We start from the raw sequence: 20,757 nt of genomic DNA, 5'->3' as shown, positions 1-20,757 counted from the left end.
CTCCTTTCAACTTATTCCAGTATACAGTTTATGCCATCGATATGATGAATGTACGAATTAATGACTAATATATTGTTTTTTTTGACTATTATCATTGTCATAAAGACAATGATAAGTTACATTATATAGGAGGTGAATCCCCATATGAAATCCAGGTTAAAAGAATTACGTGCCCGTCACGGGTGGAATCAGTCTGAACTAGCACGGCGCGCGAACATTTCGCGCCAGACGATCAGCTTAATCGAACGAGAAGAATTCATGCCGTCGCTATTGATTGCTGTCAAAATTTCTCGTGTGTTTGATACGCCGCTAGAAGATATCTTTTATTTCGATGAGGAGGAATTAACATGAACAAAGAAGCAGTCAAAGTCATCATCGCAGCATTACTCGGTGGCATCAGTAGTTATTTCGTCATGTTTGTTCTAAAAAATACACATTTGTCACAGTTTGAACGATCGCTCTATCTTGATTACATATTCACTAGTCTTTTCGTTATCTTGACGATCTTGACTCTCAGTTACATCGTACGCTATTTGCAAATTCGTCAATTGACTAAACGCTCTGTTTCTTCCGACGAAGAGGACGCGATTGACGATCAAGTGAATCGCTACTATGCGGACGGCATGATGATCGTGCAGTTCTCCAATCTCCTCAGTATCGGGCTCGCTTCTTTTAGCATCATTGAAAACCAGTTCGGTCTTCATTTGATACTGAGTGGATTCTTTTTCGTCATCAGTTGTATTGCCTCGATTTATTTTCTCAATCTTATGCGCCAGATCTATCCCAACCGCTATTTCCCAAAGTATTCAGAAAAGAACTATGCTGAAAAGCTATTCGCTGCCTCAGATGACGGCGAACGTCACGTCATGTTCGAAGGTCTGATCCGGTCACAGTTCCTGTTACAATTTTTATTGATGGGTATCATTGTCGTATTAGTCGTGTATTCGTATGAGACCGGTCAATCTCAGATCTTTGCAATCAGCTTATTGATTATCGCCTTGATCTGGAGCAACGCAAAATATTTTCTCCATGTACGCAATCGCTAAAAAGGAGCATCCAGTCAATCGACTGGATGCTCCTTTACATGCCTTCAAAAATCACGATGATTTTGTTGTTGATGGACATCATGCTGGTTCAGTGTATATTCCTGATCGTCGAGCGAGCGATGTTTCGATTGACTCCGCGCTGAAATGAACCAAACGACTCCACCAACGGCGAGAAAGATAGCAATGAAGACCATAGACACACTCCTTTAGATTCCTTTTTTACTTTATTCTTCCAACAACTTGGTTTTTCCTTTACGATAAGATCGAAGATATTAATTTATAGGGGGCGTTAGGATGTTCGGCAAAGAACCGACATGTATGCATTGCGGCAAAACGATTGAAGGAAACGAAAAAGTCTACATCCAGATGCGCTATCCGAAACATCGTGGGATGACGGAAATCAAAGCATACCTAAAAAGCGAAGGACGTTTCATTTGTGAGCAGTGTTTCGCAGAAAAGACAGAGTCAAAGGGGTAAGCATCCATGAATCTTAAAGAAAGTACGATTTTAGTTACAGGAATGACCGGAACGCTTGGCTCTCGTGTTGCGCGACGTTTTCTAGAAGTAGCGCGTGAAGTGCGCGGTTTGTATCGCTCCAAGGAACAAGCGGATCAATACGCTTTCAAAGATGTCCACGCAGTCATCGGTGAGCTCGGTGATCCGGATTCGCTTCTTACAGCACTTCAAGGCGTCAATCTGTTGATTCACTGTGCTGCCTATCTCGGAGACGATTCCGATTTAGCACAGGAAGCAAATGTCACAGGTGTACAACATCTCGCGGATGCTGCGACAAAAGCTCGTGTCAAGCGCATCGTTCACATCTCGACGACTTCCGTGTACGGCGAAGTCGTGAGTGGACATTTTACGGAAACGTCACCGCTCCTACCGTCCGAACATGTCTACATCCATACAAAACAGGAATCCGAACGCCTGTTACAGGAATATACACCCGATTCCGATTTAATCATCTTACGTCCAGGATCAATTTGTGCCGAGGAGCAGTCCTATTGGGGGGATCGTCAAGTCGAGCGGATGAAGGAGGCGCATGTGATTACCTGGGTGCATCCGGATGATGTCGTCCCGTGGGTCCATACGGATAATCTAGTCGAAATGATCGTCATCGCCGCAAAAAATGCGCAAAATGGTGACACCTTTAATGCGATCGATGCGAATCTACCTGAGACGGATTTTCGGATGAAGTTGATCACAGCAAGTGACAAGCCGTACCAAATACCGAAGCGTGCAGCGGAATGCGCTACTTTCTCAAACGAACGAATCAAACGACTCGGATATGTTCCGATTCGTACTCCTGAATCAACTATTGAACAGTTGGTCAAATCGTTTTAATAACGAAGAAGCATCGAATCGAGTGATTTGATGCCTCTTTTTATGCTTATCTTACCGACATCCACTTGATCCAGAGATTCCGGTCGTGCGCTCGTAATTCTTTTATTGTTAAAACGACTTGTTCTGTTCCAAGTACTCGTTCCGCTTCAGGGATCCCACTTTTCCCGAGTGAGCGCTCCAGATTAAAATTCAGCCAGTCCAGCTTTCCTTGGACACTGCTATCGATGACGTGCTTCCAGTCGACATCAGGCAAACGTTGGTTTGTCGCGTAACCGTCAAGAAAAGCGTTAAATCGAACGTGGTCAAACGTATTGTTTTCCTGCTTCGACCAATAACAGGCTGTCTCGAACACGTCGACCGCTCGATGGATCAGACCCGCAGACTCCCAGTCAATCAGGACTGGACCCGTTGGTGTCCAGAGGACGTTTTTTGGATCGAGATCACGATGACTGACGATCCAGTCTACTGGCAGTTGTTTCTGTGCTTTCTGTGCTAATCTTTCAATTCGTTGCAAATGTTCCTGCTCTTCCATGAATAGCTGCAGCCACTTTGCTTGCTGCCGTTTTCCTTCTTCTAAATGACCGTTCCAATCGATTGAAGTACTCGAGGTATCCGGCTTTAAAAAACCAGTTGTCGCTACCGTAAGTCCATGCAACCGTCCTAATTGAACTCCAATTTGTCGTGCATGTGCCGATCGAAGCTGATTGGCTGATAACGCCTTACCGTTGATCCAATCAAATAAAAGGTAATCCGAGCCGTCAATCGTTTGTACCGCTTGTTCTTTGATGCGACGTGCCGGTAATGCTGCTAAGTGAAATGATGCTTGCACGGCGACATCTTCTGACATCTTAAAATAATTTCGTGCTTCAGGGCGTCGCATGATGTCCGGATTCAATCGTTTTAAGACGTAAGATCCAGTCGTAGTCTGTAATCGCCATGTCTCATGCATGAGTCCGCCAGTCAATCGTACAGGTTCGCTAATCATTTGCCCTATTGTAAAACGTTCACAAATCAAATTCATCGTTTGATGCATCATATTCTCCATTTCGTTCGTTCCAACCGATCCATGAAATGCTACACTAGTTTTGCATGATTTCATTGAACACGAAGGAAGGTTTTAGTATGAAACAAATTCATCACATCTGCATTCAGACGACGGACTATGCTGCGTCTAAACATTTTTATGAACAACTTGGATTCTCACTCGTTCAAGAGTCACCTGGTTTTCACGACCGCGCCTTTAACAGCTGGTTACGTCTCGGTGACTTCTATATCGAATTGCAAACACCCAAATCGGGTCAGCCGTTCACTGATTATACGAAACAAGCAGCGGGTCCCGTCCATTTCGCACTTTACGTTGACGACTTGCAAGAAGAAGTAGCACGCTTGGAACGACTTGGGATGCCTTTCCTACCGAAACACGGCGGAAACATCTATTTCGTCGTCGATGGTCATCTCAGCAAATTAAAAGCACCCGAAGGAACAATCATCGAATTACGGGATACGTTTGCGATCGAGGGCTGAACCGTGATGATGTCCGCTTTAATATTTATTGCAGCCGGTATAAGTGAGATAGGTGGAGGTTATTTGATTTGGCTGTGGCTAAGAGAGGGACGCCCATCGTACTTTGGTCTGATTGGTGGATTAACTCTCGTTTTGTACGGTATCATCGCAACATTTCAGCAGTTTCCGACATTCGGTCGTGTCTATGCAGCGTATGGTGGTGTATTCATCGTCATGTCCGTATTTTGGGGTTGGATCGTAGATCGTAAGTCACCAGATTCGTATGACATGATTGGTGCTTTGATCTGTTTAATCGGCGTCAGTGTCATGCTGTTTGCTCCGCGGCACTAATTTTTAAGGACCAAGAGAGGAATGTAGCTTTTTCCTCTCTTTGTTTTATCCAATCATCGAGGAATCTTTAGCCCCCAATTCACATCTTTCGATTCACATACAGCAACGTAATCGGGAAGAGTAAGATTTGTCCTCCTAATGCCAGCAACAGAGCAAATTGAATGTCTTTTATGATCGACAGATTGACGAGAATCAAGATCAAGAAAAGATATCCGATACTTACGAGATAAGCGATATGTCCACTACGGATTTTAATCTCTCCTTGGCGCTCATCATACGGTTCCGCTGGCGAGAATACCGTTCCTGTGATACGTGACGTGACGCCAGCTAAAACGAGGATGATTCCGAGTGTTTTAGCCGCCGAATCTGTCATCGTTAAGTACAGACCTACTCCAATTAAAATGATGTCTAGTAACACATTGACTCGCTTCATTCTGTTCCCTCCTCGTTCATTCGATTCGGTGTAAAGATGTCTTCGATTCGCCGTTCAAACAGATCAGCTAGTGTAAACGCGAGGTCGAGTGACGGATTGTACCGCTCTTTTTCGATAGAAATGACCGTCTGACGCGACACGTTCAATCGTTTTGCCAGTTCGCCTTGCGACCAGCCACGTTCTTCGCGCATCTCTCTGACCTTATTTTTCATGATCCCACCTCACGCTTCCACTATATGTAAATAACACTCTACCTGTCAAGTTTCCTTTACATCCCTTTTATACGTTCCCACATGATATATCGCTCGTCGCTCCCGACCTGCATCAATCCCGCTTTTTCGAGTACTCGGATCGATGCTTGATTCGTCGACTCCGTCTTCGCAAGTACTCCTGTCACTTCCGTTTGTTCGAACGCCCATTCGATCAATGCTTGAACTGCTTCCGTCGCAAACCCTTGATTGAGATACGCTGGTAACAGACCATAACCGATTTCGACCGCTTGTCGTATGTCCGGCTTCCCCTTAAATCCGATATCCCCAATTACCTGACCATCCTTTGTCATGACGAGCCAGCTGCCCCAGTATAGCATCGAAGGATCTGACGCTACTGACATCAAATGATGCTGAACTTCCGGTCCGTTATCGTAGTGCTGTTGTTGTAGCCGTGTCACGTCATTCGCCGTACACGGATGAATCGTCAAGCGCTCCGTTTGAAGGATTACCATCGCTTTCGCTCCTTTTTGATTACGTTTGCCACCAATGTTGTAGTTGACGTTGAACATACCAACAAACGATAAAAAAACTTGTTGCACCAAGTATACTGTAAAAAACAGGAATCCCTAAGCGAATTAACCCATATAAGACGGCAAGCAATAAGAACGTCGCTGGTAATCCGAGTAACACACTCTTTAAGAATGTACTCAGTTCTGCCCGTTCACTTCCCTGTTTAACGAGCCAGGCAAAGCTGATCAGACTGACGACGGGCAATGCAGACAACACACCACCCAGTGACGGTGAACGCCGGGCGACTTCCGTGACGAGACCGATGACCAGTGCGCTCGACAGCACCTTAACGAGAAAAGCAGTCATCTGCCGCCTCCCGCAACAATCGAAACGCCTGTTCAATCGTCTGTTGTTCTGTTTTTGACATCGTAGCAAGGACTTGATTTAACCGTTCAGGATCGAGCTCGGTATGACGACGAACGATTGTATCCCCCAAGTCTGTCAAACCAATTGTCACTTGGCGCTGGTCTTCTGGATTTCGCTTTTTTTCGATATAGCCTAATCTCTCCAACTTTTTGACGTGCTCAGACGTCGTATTATGTGAGAGGCGAAATGCCTCGGCAATCTGCTTGATCGTCGGATTCATCGCAAATTGAATGTATTGCAAAATACGCACACTTTGGTGAAACAGGTTTTCTTCGAACCGTGGATGTAATTGATAATAAATTTTTGCAAAATCAGCTGAAATCATAATGCTCCCCCTTATATCGTATAATCCGAATATATCGTAAATTACGATATATAACCAGAGAAAGAGGTATTTTCATGAAAAAAGTGTTAGCTACTATCGTATTGGTCATTCTTTTTCTCAGTGGATGCTTAGCGGAGACGACGATGACAACGACGGACCTCATCGCGGCGGAAGCCATTAAACAAGCTCAAGACGTCATCCGCTTGAACGATCGCGTGTACCGACTAGATCAGGTCGTAACCGTCTCGAGTCTTTCTTTGACTCCTGGTCCACGTGTTCAAAAAATAGCATCCGAAAAGACGCTCAACGACAGCATGGCAACTCGTCTTAAGAGCGGTACGGTCATCTATCAAGAAAAAGATGATACGATGTTTCTATATGTGCAGCGAAACAAGAAGTGGTATCGCTATCAATCCATCCCTGAAGGATGAGGAGGAAAACAGATGCAGTATCCAACGACATTGGGCACGAAAAATGGCTACATCCACAATCCAACTTCTGCTGAAGCGATTCCTGTCCGTTATCGTGCCGTGATTCAGGACGTCGTCGCTTATGTACAAACCTTATCTGCGTTTCATGGCGTGTACTTGTATGGCAGCGTCGCTAAAGGAACGGCGCGTCCCTTTAAATCCGACCTCGATTTTACACTGATTTTGATAGAACCGTTGACGGAAGAAGAACACATGCAGTTAGATGAACGGACGGAAGACTGGTTGAAGGACTATCCATTCGTCACCAAAATCGATTATGACATCGGTCTGCTTGGCGACGTCATACGGGATGACGAAGTTCTTCGCTGGGGTGTCTGGTTGAAATCCGTCAACTTGTTTTTGGCAGGCGAAAATCTTCAAAGTCGATTTCCATCCCTTCGTCCGACACGCGCTCTTGGCTTCGCGTTAAACAATGGAGTATGTGAGCAGTTGAAAACGGATTTATTTCTCTTAGAAACCGGTCAGGTCGCTCTGCTTCATTCCGATTCGATCGTGAAACGGATTGTTCGGAGTGCCTATCACCTTATCTTAGAAGAAGATCAAAGCTTCGTGCATGACCTAGAGACACTCCGCCCGATCCTGCTTCATTATTTCCCTGACGAACCGCGCTTTTTGTCACTGTTCACCGCATACGATACACACCAAATCGTTTCGCCAGAAGATGTCTACTACTTTGTTGACTGGTTCGCGTCTCGAATGCCGGACGAATCAATCCTTTAATCGAAACAGACCAGTCCACAGTCCAGCATGACCAAATAATGCCTCTGGATTGTCGACGGGTTTCTTTTCCGTTAGTTCGATGACGTCGAATGCATCGAATATGGCGAGTAACCGCTCTTTCGTATAGCCGAGTCCACCTTGGAGACTGTTTTCTTGATAGACCTCCCAGTCCGTCAACGTCGCCCCGCCAAGCGGACCGCCCGCAACAAAACACGTCAATCCGAAATATCCTCCTGGGCGCAACATCTCCTTCAGTCGCGTCACATAAGTCACACGTCGATGTGGCGCCATATGATGAAAACAGCCGGAATCGTAAATGAAATCATATGTATTCTGTTCGGTCGTCTCTAGAAAATCTTGCTTTCGAAACGCAACCTGCGCTCCAGTCTGTTGCGCTTGTTCTGTTGCCCAGTCTAACGCGGTTGCTGAGAGATCCAGTCCCGTCACCGAGAAACCGTGTGTTGCGAGATAAATCGCATTTCGACCCGGTCCTGTTCCGAGATCTAATGCGTCACCAGGCGAGAGCCAGCCCTCTTCGATGTAGCGAACTAAGTTCTCGTCCGGAATGTTCTTAAAAAACGGGACCGGTTTCGACCGATCTTCATAGAACTTGTCCCAAAACGGTTCTGGTTCACGCAATCGTGCGTCGAGCATCTTTAAAATATCCTCCATCGTATCAATCGTCTGTGTTTCTGTCATTGATCAGTTCCCCCTCTTTTCTTCTATAATATTGTATTCGTGTTTCTTCTCTGATTTTCCTGTATTTCCTGGATAAAAATGCGCTATTTTTCTTACCTTACGATATTGTTAGTATGTTCTCGCAATCGCTCATGCTACACTAGCCTGTAATTGAAACAACCATTCAAAAGGGAGATATCTTGCATGCGTCAACATCCGACTTCCACTTCCACCTTAGCAACGGATGAGAAGATCATCCGCTTGATTCAAGGTCTTCATCAAATGCACCATTCACCTATGAAAGCTACCCATTATCAAAAGTTAGCAGCTCAACTTCCTTACCCTTCGCTTGAAGAAATCAACGCCCGATTCGGTTCGTGGGCACACCTGTTAGAACGAGCTGGAATCGTCAAGGCTTCCCATTTATCGACGAAAGAACGCATGACGCTGAACCGTCCCGCTGCGGTCAAGCGAACGAAGCGGTGGTCGATCGAAGAAAGCGTTGCTTTTTATGTCGCACAAAAAGGAACTAACATGACGATTCGCTCCTACACGGAATTGCGGGATCTACACCCAGAGATGCTGAGTGCGAATACGATCATTCGTCGGTTCGGTACCTGGAAAAATGCCTTGGCACACTTCGACCTCACCTCGAACGGCTTCTTCACCGATCAAGACTGCTTAGACGCTCTTCAACAAGCTGCAGCCACACATGGACCGCTTCTGACGAGTCAACAATATGCCAAGTGGGCGCGTGCGCACCAAGCACCTTCACTGACGTTGTTGATTGAACGCTTCTCCAGTTGGCGCGAAGCCTTGCGTCGTCTCGACAGCGAATAAAAAGGATCGTGCCCGCTGATTGATTCGACGGGACACGATCCTTTTTGATTATTGTTTTAGCAATCGTAAGAGCTCATGATCCGCCCCTTCAGCGCATTGGCGTAACGTATAGACCGACTGTTCCTTCACCTCGAGTTGTCGACAGACTTCGTTTTTACGATCATCGTCTGTTGTACCGAATTGATCACGCGATGAATCGGACGTATAGTGATACGACTTTCCATCATACTTGACGTCATACAATACCGGGTCTCCTTCAGTCGTAAACGCTGTGATGCGGATCTGATCTGATTGCCCTTTCGTTGACTTCTTTAAAAAGGACTCGAATCGGTCGCTATTCGTAACATCATTCTGGACGATGATGTCGCCATTCTCTTTCGCCTCTTCCATCGTATATTTTCCACAACCGGCTAAACAAAGCAGACATACTATAAGACCGAGCTTCCGCATCCTTACCGACTCCTTCTCAACGTTTCGTTAATAAGCGATCAAGGCGATGCAGTTGCGACGTAAAGCCTTCCTTCATCCCCATACCGAGTACTTCTTGCACGGCTGCTTCTGTCTCATAGGTCGACTCGAAGACGATCAACGTCGTCTCCCCGTGGTCGAGGAATGTCGTGACATTCTCGCTTCCTGGTAAATGTTCTGAGATCGCCCCTGACGCGTCCGAGAAATAATCGGCATGACTATACGTGTTCGGAGCATCGATGTGTCTGAAAATCGCTTTCCCCCACGACTCCATGCCGTAAAAGTCACCTTGCGCCGGATCAACACAGCGCATGCAATAATGCCATACGCCACCCGGTTGAAACTCAAACGTCTTGATCGTCGTTTCCCAGCCTTCCGGACCCCACCACGTTTCAAGCTGCTCTTTTTCTGTGAATGCAGCAAAGACGCTATCTCGTGGCGCCTCGCACGTCCATTCCATTCGTAAAGTCTTCCCCTCAATCGAGGTCTTCAATTCCTTTTTCATTCGTCCCGTCTCCCTTCACGTTCGACTGAATCTGCTTCAAATGTGCGTCTAGACGATGCATACGGGCTTCCATTTGCGCAAGCGAGTTGCTCCACATGACGAGCTCTCGAAACGCTTCTGGGCGAAGGCTATACAGGCGACGATTCGCCTGCCGTTCGACAGTGATCAGTTCCGCGTCAAGCAACAGCTTCAAATGCTTCGAGGTTTGCGGTTGGCGTAAGTGTAGTTGTTCAGCCAACTCATTGACGGAGCGAGGACCGTTTCGTAACGCTTCAATAAGTTGGAGCCGTGTCGCGTCTCCGAGTGCTGAGAATCGTATTGGTATCCGATCGTTCATATCCGTTCACCTCTTTATTTTGTATATTCCCATTTTAGAATATTCCAAACCAAGAATATAAAAAATGCAAAATGATTGTCAGATGCGTTCAAATGGCGTACGTTCTAAACAACCTGTATGAAAAGAGCGTGAACCAATGAAGACCGAATGGATGGAAGCATTCCTCGTCACCGCGGAGACCGGCAGCCTGACGAAAGCAAGCGAAGTACTGCATATGACGCAACCGGCGTTAAGTAAACAAATCAAAAGTCTTGAGAGTGCACTAGACGTCTCGCTGTTACACCGTTCGGCACATGGTGTTACGTTGACGACAGCTGGCGAAATCGTCTTTGAAGAGAGCCGTGAACTGCTTGACCGGATCGATCAGATGAAACGACGGATCGGTACGATCGACGAACGGACGACGTTGACGCTCGGATCATGGCCAAGCGTCGCGATGACGTATCTCCCCCGTCATGTTTCACGACAAGCGACGGCACCGGATCTCAAATTAAAGACGGCGCATACGACGATCGATTTGATGCAAGGTCTTGAAGAACGCCGATACGATGCTGTCTTACTCGACGATCGTCACCATGTCCATCCGTATCATACGACCCATTTGTATACGGAGAACTTTTTACTTTATGTCCATCAAGACGATGAACGATTCACAGGCTGTACGTCTGTGGCGTTTGAGCAAATTCGTGACGCCTCTTTCTTGTCGCTTCCGATCGATTGCGATTCGACGAACATCCTAAAGGACGCGTTCATCGAGCGAGGTGCCGTCTACCAAGCAGAAAACGAGATGGAATTCGGTTCAAGCGTCCTCGGTTTCATCCGTGCAGGGCTCGGTATTGCCCTGTTGCCGGAGATTTTCCAAGACGGACTATCCCCAGAAATCAAGACGTTACCGGTCGACGGGTTTGATGTCGTCCGTGAATTGTCACTCGTCTCACGGGACGCCTCTCATCATGCGATTCTGCTTGATTTACTTGGTCAGTCGCGCTGAAGGTGCACTTGTAGTTCATGCCTCAGCCCATCGACTTGATCTTGTGAAATCGCCGAATCCGGTGTGTCACCGTACCGGACGAGATGGTAGATCGATGGATCAAGCGTGACATCAATCCGTTGTAACCATTCGCCGACCGTCTCTTCGGAGCGGCGGCGTTTTTGTCGTGTCAGTTGCCGATCGAACGTTTGTAACAGACGGCGAATCTCTGACTCTGATTCTTCACCAACAAGTGTTTGTCGTGTCGAACGATTTGGGGAAAACACCGGCGGCGGCTGCATTAAATCGTCGATTACATTCTCTCGTTTGCGTCGTTTTCGCAAACGCTTCAAGAAATAACGCACACTAAAGATGACAATCAGTAGTATGACAAGACCGATGACGCCGTAAAAGGTAGCAACACCTAAGGCATCCTTATCCGCAAATCCCCCGCTTTGGATGTCCATTTTTTGCTTGGTCGGTTTTCCTTCTTCTTTCCCGCCTCCATCAACCATAAATCGGGCTTGATAGGTTGCCGGATCATAAAAGAAATAACGATAGACTTCTGTACCGACTAGTTGAATAGCAGCAAGGCTCACGAGTGCTATACATAATGTCACAACTAAACCACGCTTCATCTCATCCCTCCTTTTCAATATTTTACCATCTCTACTTTACTATGGAGTGATTTTTCTTTCTTTTCAGTCAATTTTTCATTAGAGTAAGTGGTGACTCTCATTAAAAGGACGTGACATCATGTATCTTCCAAGTTTTTCGTTAACCGATCAGACATTTCTCATCACAGGAGCTGGTCGAGGCATCGGACGTGCACTCGCCATCGGGATGGCAGAAGCCGGTGCCGACATCATTCTCGTCGCCCGGACGGAACGCGATTTGAAGGAGACGGCACAAGAAATCGAACGACTCGGTCGAACGGCTTACATATTCCCGTGCGACATCACTGACCGGAAACAAGTCGTCGAGACGGTAGCTCGTGCTTACGAACAAGTACCGCAGATTGATGGGCTCGTCAACAATGCTGGAATGAACATTCGTTCGAAGGCACTCGATGTGACGGAAGACGAGTGGGAAACGATCCAGCAGACCAATCTGAAATCTGCTTTCTTCTTTGCTCAAGAAATTGGGAAACGGATGCAAGAGACAGGTGGAAGTATTCTGAACATCGCCTCGGTTGCTGGTCACGTCGCCTTACGGACCGGCGTCGTGTATGCGACGACGAAAGCGGCAATGATTCAGATGACGAAAGTACTGGCGCTTGAATGGGGACCACGAAACATTCGTGTCAATGCGATCGGACCGTGGTATTTTAAGACACCATTAACGGAACCATTGCTGAAAGATTCTACATACCTGCAAGAGATCGTTGACGTGACACCACTCGGGCGGGTCGGTGAATTAGAAGAACTGGTTGGACCAGCCGTCTTCTTATCGTCTGCTGCTGCCCGTTACGTGACCGGGCAAACGCTTTATGTCGATGGTGGGATGACGATTAAAGGTTTTTAAGACAGAAGAAGACGGATGCGCATCTGCCCATCCGTCTTCTCGTATCTGAAAGGAGCTTCATCATGTCAAAACGGATTGCACTCGTCGCTGGTGGCTCCCGTGGCGCCGGACGTGGCATCGCTTATGCCTTAGGTGACGCCGGAATGATCGTTTACGTCACGGGACGAAGTACGAATGAACAGACGACGGATCATCGAAGCGAAACGATCGAAGAGACGGCTACTGGTGTCACGGCACGCGGCGGACTCGGCATACCGGTCGTTTGTGACCATACGAATCAAACGGACATTGATCTTCTGATTCAGCAGATTCAGCACCAACATGGTCGAATCGATCTCCTCGTCAATTGTGTGTTCGGTGGTTCGGAAAGCCACTTACCGTCTGGAACTGGACGACGGTTTTGGGAGCGACCACCGGAACATTGGGACGCGATGATGTCTGCCGGACCAAAAGCGTATTTGTGGACGATTCGGGCTGCGATGCCCTTGTTGCAACAGAGTCCAGCTGCGCTCGTCATCAATTTGACGTCATTCACTCCAGATCAGGTGGCTGGAAATCTTTATTATGATTTGGCGATGCAAACGATTAATCGAATGACACACGTCATGGCGCAGGAGTTAGCTCAGACGACCATTTCTGTCATCGCGCTCTGCCCCGGTTTCATGCGGACGGAACGGGTCGTCGATGCTGGATTCGCGAGTGCTGCGACTGAATCGACGACCTATATCGGACGAGCCGTTACAGCGCTGATAGCGGATGACGATGTTAGCCGTTATTCTGGACAAGCCGTCTTCGTTGCCGATCTCGCGAAGACCTATCACTTTACGGATCAGGACGGAATGCAGCCACTACCTTTTTAATTGCTTTAATCGATGAATTAACTAGTTTTCAATCACTCACTTCCGTTCCGGTCGTGCTGGATCAAAGACTTCTTTCGCATCAAAGAATGGATCGAGTATGCTCGTATTTCCGGCAACGGCTTGACGTAAACGAATCCCATCAACGTTGATTCGAGCTTGGCGGAAGTAGTCGGGTCCAACTTGCTTCCACGCATGTTGACTCGCATCGACATTGAAGAAATAACGGAAACCGCTATCGATGAGCAAACGATATTTCTCACCCAAATACTCATGCCAATCCCCGACGTCACTGCCATATGGATAAATCAGTTGCGTTGTTTTTCCGATCAATGGTTCTACGTCCTGTTTGTAACGTTTAAGATCCGCGCGGATCGTAGGAACTGACTCTTTTCCGACCCAAATATGTCCATACGTATGACTCGCGAACTGCCAGCCGTCCTTGTTTAACGCGACGGCGGTCTGCTTCGCTTGTTTTCGTGCCGTTTCGACCTTTTCATTATGACCGTATTGATTGTAAGAGGAACGATACCCGAGCACTCCGTTATAGCCTGTGATACCGAGCAACCCTTTTGCTCCTTTATAGGAAAAGTCAGGATGAGACTGGACGAACGCATCGACAATCGGTACGAGATCATAAGCACCATCCGGCTTTCCAATCATCGCGTTGACAATTTTGCCATCCTTCACTTTTAAATTCTTCGCAAATCCGTCGCCTTCCATGTATTCGTAATAATTGACGTCGTCCTGCGACAACACGAGCGGTTGCTTTCCTTTTGGTAAACGGACGGGTGTCTCGACGATCTTCCCGTTCACCTCTTTTGCTAGGTCTGTTGGTCGGACGAGCACGTAATCGTTTTTATACAACGCATCCAAGATCCGTTCGAATTCCTGTTGCGTCACCATGTAATCATCGTACCCTGCTTCCTTCCGGTCGCCATCAAATGCTTGGTTTGGATCAGCAATCAATGAATGGAAGAAGAGATGCGGTACAGGTTTCGTCACAGGCAGGAGCGCCTGCTTTTTCTGTTCGTATTCCTCTTCCCTCTGTTTCGTCTCTTTTGCGCGGACGGGTTTCAACACTTTGATCGCCCGGTCATAATCGTACTGGGCAGCGTAACGATCAGCACGCTGTATCGTCTTTTCTATGTATGCCTGTTGCGAAGCTTGTCTTTTTTGCTGTGTCTCTCGTGTTTTTTCCGACTTTTTCTCGCTGACTTCGCTTTCCCCACATCCACTTAGTAGCAGACTCAGCGCCACACCGCCAATGATCCAGTTCCGTCTCATGTTTTTAGACTCCTTCATCAATTTTGACGTTTTCATTCCCCTCTATTCTAACTGTTCCCGATTGTTCAGTCGATTAACTACTTTTTTGAGTCATTCCGTTTCGTTATGACTGTCCATCCAAAGCGGAACTTCCGCTCACTCGTCTTGAGGTGTTTAATAAAGGACGTAATGAAATTCACGGAGGTGCAACAAGATGATTGAAAAGAACTTAATTAATGGTGAATGGTACGATACGACAGAAACGATTCCGGTCTACGACCCAGCAACGAAAGCATTGCTCGGACATGTTCCAGCAAGTTCAGCGGAAGACGCACAACGTTCCGTTGACGCAGCGAGCGAAGCATTCGTTAAGTGGTCAAATGAAACAGCAGACACACGCGCGAATTTAGTCGACGCCTGGTATCGCTTGATCAACGAAAACCGCGAGGAACTCGCCCGCATCATGACGACGGAACAAGGGAAACCGTACGTCGAAGCACTTGGCGAAGTCGATTACGGCAATCAATACGTCCGTTGGTACGCTGAAGAAGCACGTCGGATTTACGGTGAAACGATTCCGGCTTCTGTTCCAGGGAAACGACTCTTCGTCGAAAAAGAACCGGTCGGTGTCGTCGCAGCGATCACACCATGGAACTTCCCAGCAGCAATGATCACACGCAAACTCGCACCGGCTCTTGCAGCAGGTTGTACAATCGTCCTTAAACCATCAGAAGAGACACCGTTTACGGCACTTCGCCTCGTTGAACTAGCAGAAGAAGCAGGTATCCCTAAAGGGGTCATCAACGTCCTAACAGGTGACGCAGCAACAATCAGTGGCGTCTGGCAAGCGGATTCTCGCGTCCGGAAAATCACATTCACAGGTTCAACAGCCGTCGGGAAATTGATCATGCGTCAAGCAGCTGATACGATGAAAAAATTGTCACTTGAACTCGGTGGACATGCACCCTTCATCGTCACGGAAAATGCGGATCTCGACAAAGCTGTCGAAGGCGCGATGCGCTCGAAATTCCGAAACGGTGGTCAAGCGTGTGTCGCGACGAACCGCTTCTACGTGCAAGCATCTGTCCTTAATGAGTTTACGGAAAAATTCACAGCTGCCGTCAAACAACTGCAAGTCGGTAACGGGATGGACGCCGACTCGACAGTTGGTCCATTAATCAATGCGAAAGCCGTCGCAAAAGTCACAGCACACATCGATGACGCTGTCGCAAAAGGGGCAACGATCCTGACTGGTGGTACGATTGACGAATCTGTCGGCTACTTCGTCACTCCAACCGTGCTTGCAAATGTCACAGAAGACATGCTCTGCATGCAGGAAGAAACGTTTGGTCCGCTCGCACCGATCTCTGTCTTTGAGACACTCGATGAAGTCATCGAACGGGCGAACAACACACCATACGGACTTGCAGCTTACGCGTTCTCTGAACGCATCGATGAAGCATTGATGCTCGGAAAACGACTCGAATACGGGATCGTCGGTCTGAACGATGGCGCACCATCTGCTGCACAAGCTCCATTTGGTGGCTATAAAGAGAGTGGTCTTGGCCGTGAAGGTGGCGTCTACGGCATCGAAGATTATCTCGAAGTCAAATACTTGTCGCTCGGTTAATCAATTAAACATTTCGTTTGAAACAAACGATCTTTACCCATAGGTCACCCCTCATTTCTTGAGTGAAATGAGGGGTTTTTGTTTGGCATGCTTACATACTATTTTGTAAGGTATGATTGAATTCAAATGATTATACGAAAAGGAGTGATTTAAGAATGGATGTCATCACCTTCGGGCAACAAGAACAGAACCAACACTACATAACAAGACCTGCTGTTTATGCGGTCATGCGCGACTCTCAAACAGGTAAAATTGCCGTCATTCAAAAAAAGGACGGTAAGTTGTTTCTTCCAGGTGGCGGTATCGAGACCTATGAGACGTATGAAGACTGTCTTAAAAGAGAGGTACTAGAAGAAACGGGGATGGACATCGAAATCGGTGATTTCATCGGACGAGCCAATCAACATTTCTATTCACAAAACGAAACAGCATATTATTTGAACGAAGGGCAGTTCTATCGTTGTGATGCTGGGCAGAAAGTACAAGATCCGATTGAGGATGATCATGCCTTACGATGGATCGACCCGGTTGAAGCAATCGAACATCTATTTCACGACCATCAACGCTACGCAGTCCAAAAGACGCTATACATGATTTAAATCAAGACGCACAAAAGGAGCACGATTCTCTTTTTCAGAGAAAACGTGCTCCTTTTAAATATGTGACAAACGAACAGTCTCGTTGTTATTCGACGTATTCGTAGAGAACGACACTCTCGATGTAGTGAATGAAGCGACGTAATTCCTTCTCCTCTTCGTTCGAGAGATCCCCTTCTTTCGACATATTCGCGATTTCAAGACGCTGAACTTCGATCGCTTTCAAGCAAAGTTCTTCTTTTTGCTGATCGACGTCCTTGCCACCGATTGGTGACGACCAACGCGTATGTTTGAAGCGAAGTCGTTTATAGAATTCCAGCACACTTTGAACGACGTCTGGTGGGTACGATGAGCGGCAATTCTCGAGACGTTCGATCACTGTGCCCATTACCTTTTCATACAGTTCATGCTCGACTTGTGTCATTTGAATCAACGCGTCAGATGACATGTTCGATCGTTTCCGCTTCCACCACAATTTTCGAATCGGTTGGACGATTTGGAAACGCGAATCCTTGCCGATCGCCTTACGACGGTTTTCGATCGAGCGGAAGACATCCTTCTTCAACAGATCCGGCACCTTGTGCTCAGCGACGAAACGTTTTGATTCTTCCTTTTCCCACTGGACGGCTTCCAGTCGCAGTGCTTTCAATTGATCATTGAATTGATCGAGCTCTTCCTGACTTTTTTCCTGTGCCCGAAGCAACCGAAGCATGACATGATACTCATTAAGGAGATCAAACGCAACGACCGCATTGTCTTCGTCCGTCACTTGTTTGATTTCTGAGATTGCACGGCGAATCATCCGTTGTTTTTGGGCATTCAGGTCGAGTGCGATCGGTGTAGCCGCTTCTCCCCGGTTCAAGACCGGTAAGAGAATCGTTGCGAGAACGAGTGTATAGATGATGACTCCCGCTGCAAGGAAGATGATCAATGAGCGTTCCGGGAAGGCTTCGCCGGACTCCGTCAAGAACGGTAATGACAAGACCCCGACCATCGTGATCGTTCCGCGAACCCCGACCAGTGTCGTGATTAAATCTTGTTTGAAGGACGGTCGACGATGATCGCGGTCCTCTTTTTTAAAGAACCGATGATCGAACCAATTGAAGAACATCGTCCAGACGAGACGGATCGCGAGAATGAATGAACCGATTTCGATGACATATAGCATGAGACGCCAGTTGTTGATCGCATCATCTGCAAAAATCTCGCGTGTCGCTTCCGGCAACGTCAAACCGAGCAATAAGAAGATAATCCCGTTTAACGTATACGCAATCATCGTCCAGATGTTATCCGTCAACGTCTGCTCTTGTGCAAAGAACGTTTCCGTCCGTTCTTTGATCAAGGCATGCAAGATACCACCTGTCACGACGGCGATGACGCCTGACGCGTGAAACCCTTCTTCGGCGATGAAGAAGATGATGAATGGCGTTAAAATTTGCAATAAGGCATAAAAGACAACATCTTCAATGCCGGCGCGACGCAAGCGAACCTTGAGAAAGTTCATCGCGAGTGAAATCGTCAATCCGATCAATGCTCCGACGATGAACATGTAGAAGAACTCAGTCGTTGCGCTTTGAAGCGAGAAATACCCTGTGACGACAGCAGCGACCGCATAACTGAACGCAACGAGTCCCGATGCGTCATTGATCAGCGATTCTCCACGGACGAGCGTCAGAATCTGTTCTGGAATCTGGACACGTTTCGCAATCCCGTTGACGGCAATCGGATCGGTCGGCGATAAAATCGCAGCTAAAGCAAAGGCAGCAGCGACTGGAATAACTGGAATCAACCAGTTGATGAAGTATCCTCCGACGATCGTCGTCAACAAGACGAGAATGATCGCGTTCCCGAAGATCGCTGTCCGCATCCGCCATAAATCTTCTCGTGGGAAGTGAGAACTATCGTTGTAAAGTAACGGTGCGATGAATAAGAGGAGGAACCACTCGGATTCGACCTCGATCGTCAAACCACTCATCAGGAGAGCGGCGACGGTTCCGGCAATGATTTGAATCAAAGCCGTTGGGATGAAACGGATGTAATGTCCGATGACTTGCGTCAATAAAATAAGCGCAAGCATCAATAAAATCAATGATAGTGTTTCCATGGAAGACCCCTTCCTCTATTGTTTCTTTCTACCTATATCCTAACATAGTTTTTTAATCAATCCTGTCCGAGCGCCTTATCGGACCGTTGCACAGCAATCATTTCTGCTGCTTGACGAATCAACTGCTCCCGGAGTTCGAGTGGTTCAAGGACTCGCACTTCCGGACCGAGCCGCATCAATTGGCGTCCGAGATACGGCAGTTCGGTTTCCGGAACCAACCATGTTCGTTCCGACTGAATCGGTAAAATCCCCTCTAGCAACCGTTCGCCTAATGGTGATACTTCCAGTTTCACCGTCGTCATCGGTACACGTGTCATGTCTTGTTCCAAATCTGAAAAGGTTAACTCGGTTGCTGGCAACTCATGAAGCGTCACGTCTTTGATCCGATCAACACGGAACTGGCGATACCCTCGATTCGTCTGTCCATAGAAGTACCAGCGATTCTGTTCGAACGATAAACCAATCGGATCTACGACGATCATGCGTCGTCCTTTTGTCGTCTCATAGAGAATATTCCCCATCCGTCCGCTCTCTAACAAGTCGAGTAACGCAGGATTTTGCGGCGACGGTGGTGTATCGACCGCTTGAAGGCGAAAGCGGTCTTTCCATTTTACGATCTGTTGCTCCGTCATCTTCGGTAACTCGTTCGCATAACGTTCAGCGACTTCCTGACGAATCGTTCCGAATGGAAAATCAGGAATCTGACTAATCCATTCCAGAAGGATGAAGAAGACAATCGTCTCTTCATCCTTCAAAACGAGTGGCGGCATGTTCCGATGTGGCAACATCCGGTAACCCCCTGCTACGCCAGGTTCGCTGTAGATTGGATAACCATTTGCTTCAAGTACCGTCATGTCTCGTTGAATTGTCCGGATCGACACCTGACATTCTTCCGCGAGCATCCGTGCAGAGAAGTGTTCGCCCCGGTTTAACAAGCGTACTAAACGCCACTGTCTCGTATTCATACAGTTCCTCCTTAAATGACGACATCTTTTGTCGTCATTATACGCTAAGATGAAGTCACACGATGCAAAAGGAGGAATTATGGATGTCACAACCTACGACCGTTCTTTATATCGCTTGTAGTCTTGACGGGAAAATTGCTAGACTCGACGGTTCACTTGATTGGTTATTTGCCGTTGCCGGAGACGGGGATAATGGTTATCAAGCGTTCTATGATCAAGTCGGTGCCGTCATCATGGGACGAAAAACATATGATGAAGTCCTACAACTCAGCGAGACGTACCCTTACGCAGATATTCCGAGTTATATCTATAGCCGGACGCAGCAAACGTCTGAGACGGTCACCTATACGGATGAACCGCTCAATCAACTGCTCGACCGGATCACGCCAACGATTGAAGGTAACGTTTGGCTGATCGGTGGTGGCGAATTGATTCAAGAAGCATTGCGCTTAAATCGCATCCGCTCGATTGAACTGGCAATCGCCCCTGTCATTCTCGGAACAGGTATCCCACTGTTTCCGGAAGGGACGAATGAAACGAATCTTCGTTTAATAGCGAGTCGCCATTCGGGACAATTCCTGATGGCGACGTATGAAGTCTTGACTTAAAACAACAACAACCGGTTCGGGAAAGCGAACCGGTTGTTCGTTTAT

At 47.3% G+C, this 20,757-nt stretch carries 30 protein-coding genes; 15 read left to right on the top strand and 15 right to left on the bottom strand.

Annotated features, from left to right (window positions below):
* Window positions 1–144: 144 nt before the first annotated feature.
* A complete protein-coding gene (locus EXG77_RS07275; RefSeq protein WP_023468455.1) occupies window positions 145–351 on the top strand; it encodes a helix-turn-helix transcriptional regulator in 207 nt (68 codons plus the stop codon).
* Window positions 348–1,046 (top strand): DUF3169 family protein, encoded by a 699-nt coding sequence (locus EXG77_RS07270; RefSeq protein ID WP_035397122.1) that lies wholly within the window; start codon window positions 348–350, stop codon window positions 1,044–1,046. The genes EXG77_RS07275 and EXG77_RS07270 overlap by 4 nt, the downstream gene beginning before the upstream one ends.
* A gap of 44 nt (window positions 1,047–1,090) precedes the next feature.
* Here the strand turns inward: EXG77_RS07270 and EXG77_RS16310 are convergent, their stop codons facing one another.
* The gene (locus EXG77_RS16310; RefSeq protein ID WP_158581853.1) at window positions 1,091–1,240 is read right to left on the bottom strand and encodes a hypothetical protein; all 150 of its coding nucleotides are present in this window, start codon (window positions 1,238–1,240) and stop codon (window positions 1,091–1,093) included.
* 100 nt (window positions 1,241–1,340) lie between these two features.
* Between EXG77_RS16310 and EXG77_RS07265 the strand changes: the two genes are divergently transcribed.
* Both EXG77_RS07265 and EXG77_RS07260 read left to right on the top strand, forming a co-directional pair.
* Complete coding sequence (locus EXG77_RS07265; RefSeq protein WP_035397121.1) at window positions 1,341–1,523, top strand: hypothetical protein; 183 nt, start codon at window positions 1,341–1,343, stop codon at window positions 1,521–1,523.
* Between the two features lie 6 nt (window positions 1,524–1,529).
* A complete protein-coding gene (locus EXG77_RS07260; RefSeq protein WP_035397119.1) occupies window positions 1,530–2,393 on the top strand; it encodes an NAD(P)-dependent oxidoreductase in 864 nt (287 codons plus the stop codon).
* A gap of 46 nt (window positions 2,394–2,439) precedes the next feature.
* Here the strand turns inward: EXG77_RS07260 and EXG77_RS07255 are convergent, their stop codons facing one another.
* A complete protein-coding gene (locus tag EXG77_RS07255) occupies window positions 2,440–3,378 on the bottom strand; it encodes a phosphotransferase (protein ID WP_203229908.1) in 939 nt (312 codons plus the stop codon).
* 137 nt (window positions 3,379–3,515) lie between these two features.
* Between EXG77_RS07255 and EXG77_RS07250 the strand changes: the two genes are divergently transcribed.
* Window positions 3,516–3,917 carry a VOC family protein gene (locus tag EXG77_RS07250; RefSeq protein ID WP_035397115.1) on the top strand — a complete coding sequence of 134 codons (402 nt, stop codon included), beginning with the start codon at window positions 3,516–3,518 and terminating at the stop codon, window positions 3,915–3,917.
* Window positions 3,918–3,923: 6 nt separating this feature from the next.
* Window positions 3,924–4,247, top strand: coding sequence for a YnfA family protein (locus tag EXG77_RS07245; RefSeq protein ID WP_081637374.1), 324 nt, complete (start codon window positions 3,924–3,926; stop codon window positions 4,245–4,247).
* A 79-nt stretch (window positions 4,248–4,326) separates the two neighbouring features.
* Here the strand turns inward: EXG77_RS07245 and EXG77_RS07240 are convergent, their stop codons facing one another.
* From EXG77_RS07240 to EXG77_RS07220, 5 genes are read right to left on the bottom strand one after another with little or no spacing between them, the layout of a single operon-like run.
* Complete coding sequence (locus EXG77_RS07240; protein ID WP_035397111.1) at window positions 4,327–4,680, bottom strand: hypothetical protein; 354 nt, start codon at window positions 4,678–4,680, stop codon at window positions 4,327–4,329.
* Entirely contained in the window at window positions 4,677–4,892 is a 216-nt protein-coding gene (locus EXG77_RS07235; RefSeq protein WP_035397109.1) for a helix-turn-helix transcriptional regulator, read from the bottom strand. Before EXG77_RS07235 ends, EXG77_RS07240 begins: the two co-directional genes overlap by 4 nt.
* Before the next feature lie 56 nt (window positions 4,893–4,948).
* Window positions 4,949–5,404, bottom strand: coding sequence for a GNAT family N-acetyltransferase (locus EXG77_RS07230; protein WP_035397107.1), 456 nt, complete (start codon window positions 5,402–5,404; stop codon window positions 4,949–4,951).
* 19 nt (window positions 5,405–5,423) lie between these two features.
* Complete coding sequence (locus EXG77_RS07225; RefSeq protein ID WP_035397105.1) at window positions 5,424–5,768, bottom strand: DUF3147 family protein; 345 nt, start codon at window positions 5,766–5,768, stop codon at window positions 5,424–5,426.
* The gene (locus tag EXG77_RS07220) at window positions 5,749–6,153 is read right to left on the bottom strand and encodes a MarR family winged helix-turn-helix transcriptional regulator (RefSeq protein WP_035397104.1); all 405 of its coding nucleotides are present in this window, start codon (window positions 6,151–6,153) and stop codon (window positions 5,749–5,751) included. Before EXG77_RS07220 ends, EXG77_RS07225 begins: the two co-directional genes overlap by 20 nt.
* A gap of 74 nt (window positions 6,154–6,227) precedes the next feature.
* Here EXG77_RS07220 and EXG77_RS07215 point away from each other — a divergent pair, with 74 nt between their 5' ends.
* Together EXG77_RS07215 and EXG77_RS07210 are read left to right on the top strand one after the other, a co-directional pair.
* Window positions 6,228–6,584: a hypothetical protein gene (locus EXG77_RS07215; RefSeq protein ID WP_035397103.1), complete on the top strand. Its 357-nt coding sequence runs from the start codon at window positions 6,228–6,230 to the stop codon at window positions 6,582–6,584.
* A gap of 12 nt (window positions 6,585–6,596) precedes the next feature.
* Entirely contained in the window at window positions 6,597–7,364 is a 768-nt protein-coding gene (locus EXG77_RS07210) for a nucleotidyltransferase domain-containing protein (RefSeq protein ID WP_035397102.1), read from the top strand.
* Here EXG77_RS07210 and EXG77_RS07205 read toward each other — a convergent pair.
* Complete coding sequence (locus tag EXG77_RS07205; protein WP_035397099.1) at window positions 7,353–8,063, bottom strand: cyclopropane-fatty-acyl-phospholipid synthase family protein; 711 nt, start codon at window positions 8,061–8,063, stop codon at window positions 7,353–7,355. The genes EXG77_RS07210 and EXG77_RS07205 overlap by 12 nt on opposite strands.
* Window positions 8,064–8,246: 183 nt before the next feature.
* On the opposite strand from EXG77_RS07205, the gene EXG77_RS07200 reads away from it, so the two are divergent.
* Window positions 8,247–8,882, top strand: coding sequence for a homing endonuclease associated repeat-containing protein (locus EXG77_RS07200; RefSeq protein WP_035397098.1), 636 nt, complete (start codon window positions 8,247–8,249; stop codon window positions 8,880–8,882).
* A gap of 48 nt (window positions 8,883–8,930) precedes the next feature.
* Here EXG77_RS07200 and EXG77_RS07195 read toward each other — a convergent pair whose 3' ends face one another.
* From EXG77_RS07195 to EXG77_RS07185, 3 genes are read right to left on the bottom strand one after another with little or no spacing between them, the layout of a single operon-like run.
* A complete protein-coding gene (locus EXG77_RS07195) occupies window positions 8,931–9,332 on the bottom strand; it encodes a DUF4362 domain-containing protein (protein WP_035397096.1) in 402 nt (133 codons plus the stop codon).
* A 16-nt stretch (window positions 9,333–9,348) separates the two neighbouring features.
* Complete coding sequence (locus EXG77_RS07190) at window positions 9,349–9,855, bottom strand: SRPBCC domain-containing protein (protein ID WP_023468473.1); 507 nt, start codon at window positions 9,853–9,855, stop codon at window positions 9,349–9,351.
* The gene (locus EXG77_RS07185) at window positions 9,827–10,192 is read right to left on the bottom strand and encodes a metalloregulator ArsR/SmtB family transcription factor (RefSeq protein ID WP_023468474.1); all 366 of its coding nucleotides are present in this window, start codon (window positions 10,190–10,192) and stop codon (window positions 9,827–9,829) included. Before EXG77_RS07185 ends, EXG77_RS07190 begins: the two co-directional genes overlap by 29 nt.
* Window positions 10,193–10,328: 136 nt before the next feature.
* On the opposite strand from EXG77_RS07185, the gene EXG77_RS07180 reads away from it, so the two are divergent.
* Window positions 10,329–11,183 carry a LysR family transcriptional regulator gene (locus EXG77_RS07180; RefSeq protein WP_035397093.1) on the top strand — a complete coding sequence of 285 codons (855 nt, stop codon included), beginning with the start codon at window positions 10,329–10,331 and terminating at the stop codon, window positions 11,181–11,183.
* Here EXG77_RS07180 and EXG77_RS07175 read toward each other — a convergent pair.
* Window positions 11,171–11,800, bottom strand: a complete 630-nt coding sequence (locus EXG77_RS07175) for a hypothetical protein (RefSeq protein WP_035397091.1) — start codon at window positions 11,798–11,800, stop codon at window positions 11,171–11,173. The two genes, EXG77_RS07180 and EXG77_RS07175, sit on opposite strands and share 13 nt — an antisense overlap.
* Before the next feature lie 118 nt (window positions 11,801–11,918).
* Here EXG77_RS07175 and EXG77_RS07170 point away from each other — a divergent pair, with 118 nt between their 5' ends.
* On the top strand, window positions 11,919–12,686 hold the full coding sequence (locus EXG77_RS07170; protein WP_035397088.1) for an SDR family NAD(P)-dependent oxidoreductase: 768 nt from the start codon (window positions 11,919–11,921) through the stop codon (window positions 12,684–12,686).
* Window positions 12,687–12,748: 62 nt separating this feature from the next.
* Window positions 12,749–13,546 (top strand): SDR family NAD(P)-dependent oxidoreductase, encoded by a 798-nt coding sequence (locus EXG77_RS07165; RefSeq protein WP_035397085.1) that lies wholly within the window; start codon window positions 12,749–12,751, stop codon window positions 13,544–13,546.
* Between the two features lie 36 nt (window positions 13,547–13,582).
* On the opposite strand, the gene EXG77_RS07160 is transcribed toward EXG77_RS07165, so the two are convergent.
* Complete coding sequence (locus EXG77_RS07160; RefSeq protein ID WP_238987923.1) at window positions 13,583–14,830, bottom strand: polysaccharide deacetylase family protein; 1,248 nt, start codon at window positions 14,828–14,830, stop codon at window positions 13,583–13,585.
* Between the two features lie 193 nt (window positions 14,831–15,023).
* Here EXG77_RS07160 and EXG77_RS07155 point away from each other — a divergent pair, with 193 nt between their 5' ends.
* Both EXG77_RS07155 and EXG77_RS07150 read left to right on the top strand, forming a co-directional pair.
* Entirely contained in the window at window positions 15,024–16,439 is a 1,416-nt protein-coding gene (locus EXG77_RS07155) for an NAD-dependent succinate-semialdehyde dehydrogenase (RefSeq protein ID WP_035397083.1), read from the top strand.
* 155 nt (window positions 16,440–16,594) lie between these two features.
* Complete coding sequence (locus EXG77_RS07150) at window positions 16,595–17,038, top strand: NUDIX hydrolase (RefSeq protein WP_023468479.1); 444 nt, start codon at window positions 16,595–16,597, stop codon at window positions 17,036–17,038.
* An 85-nt stretch (window positions 17,039–17,123) separates the two neighbouring features.
* On the opposite strand, the gene EXG77_RS07145 is transcribed toward EXG77_RS07150, so the two are convergent.
* Entirely contained in the window at window positions 17,124–19,139 is a 2,016-nt protein-coding gene (locus EXG77_RS07145; protein WP_023468480.1) for a Na+/H+ antiporter, read from the bottom strand.
* A gap of 56 nt (window positions 19,140–19,195) precedes the next feature.
* Window positions 19,196–20,104, bottom strand: coding sequence for a YafY family protein (locus EXG77_RS07140; RefSeq protein WP_035397081.1), 909 nt, complete (start codon window positions 20,102–20,104; stop codon window positions 19,196–19,198).
* Between the two features lie 83 nt (window positions 20,105–20,187).
* Here EXG77_RS07140 and EXG77_RS07135 point away from each other — a divergent pair, with 83 nt between their 5' ends.
* Window positions 20,188–20,712: a dihydrofolate reductase family protein gene (locus EXG77_RS07135; RefSeq protein ID WP_035397079.1), complete on the top strand. Its 525-nt coding sequence runs from the start codon at window positions 20,188–20,190 to the stop codon at window positions 20,710–20,712.
* Window positions 20,713–20,757: the final 45 nt, after the last annotated feature.

The organism is Exiguobacterium sp. OS-77, from assembly GCF_000414195.2.
GTDB lineage: Bacteria > Bacillota > Bacilli > Exiguobacteriales > Exiguobacteriaceae > Exiguobacterium_A > Exiguobacterium_A indicum.
Note: the sequence above shows the minus strand (reverse complement) of the source record. Positions and strands in the feature narration are given on the sequence as shown.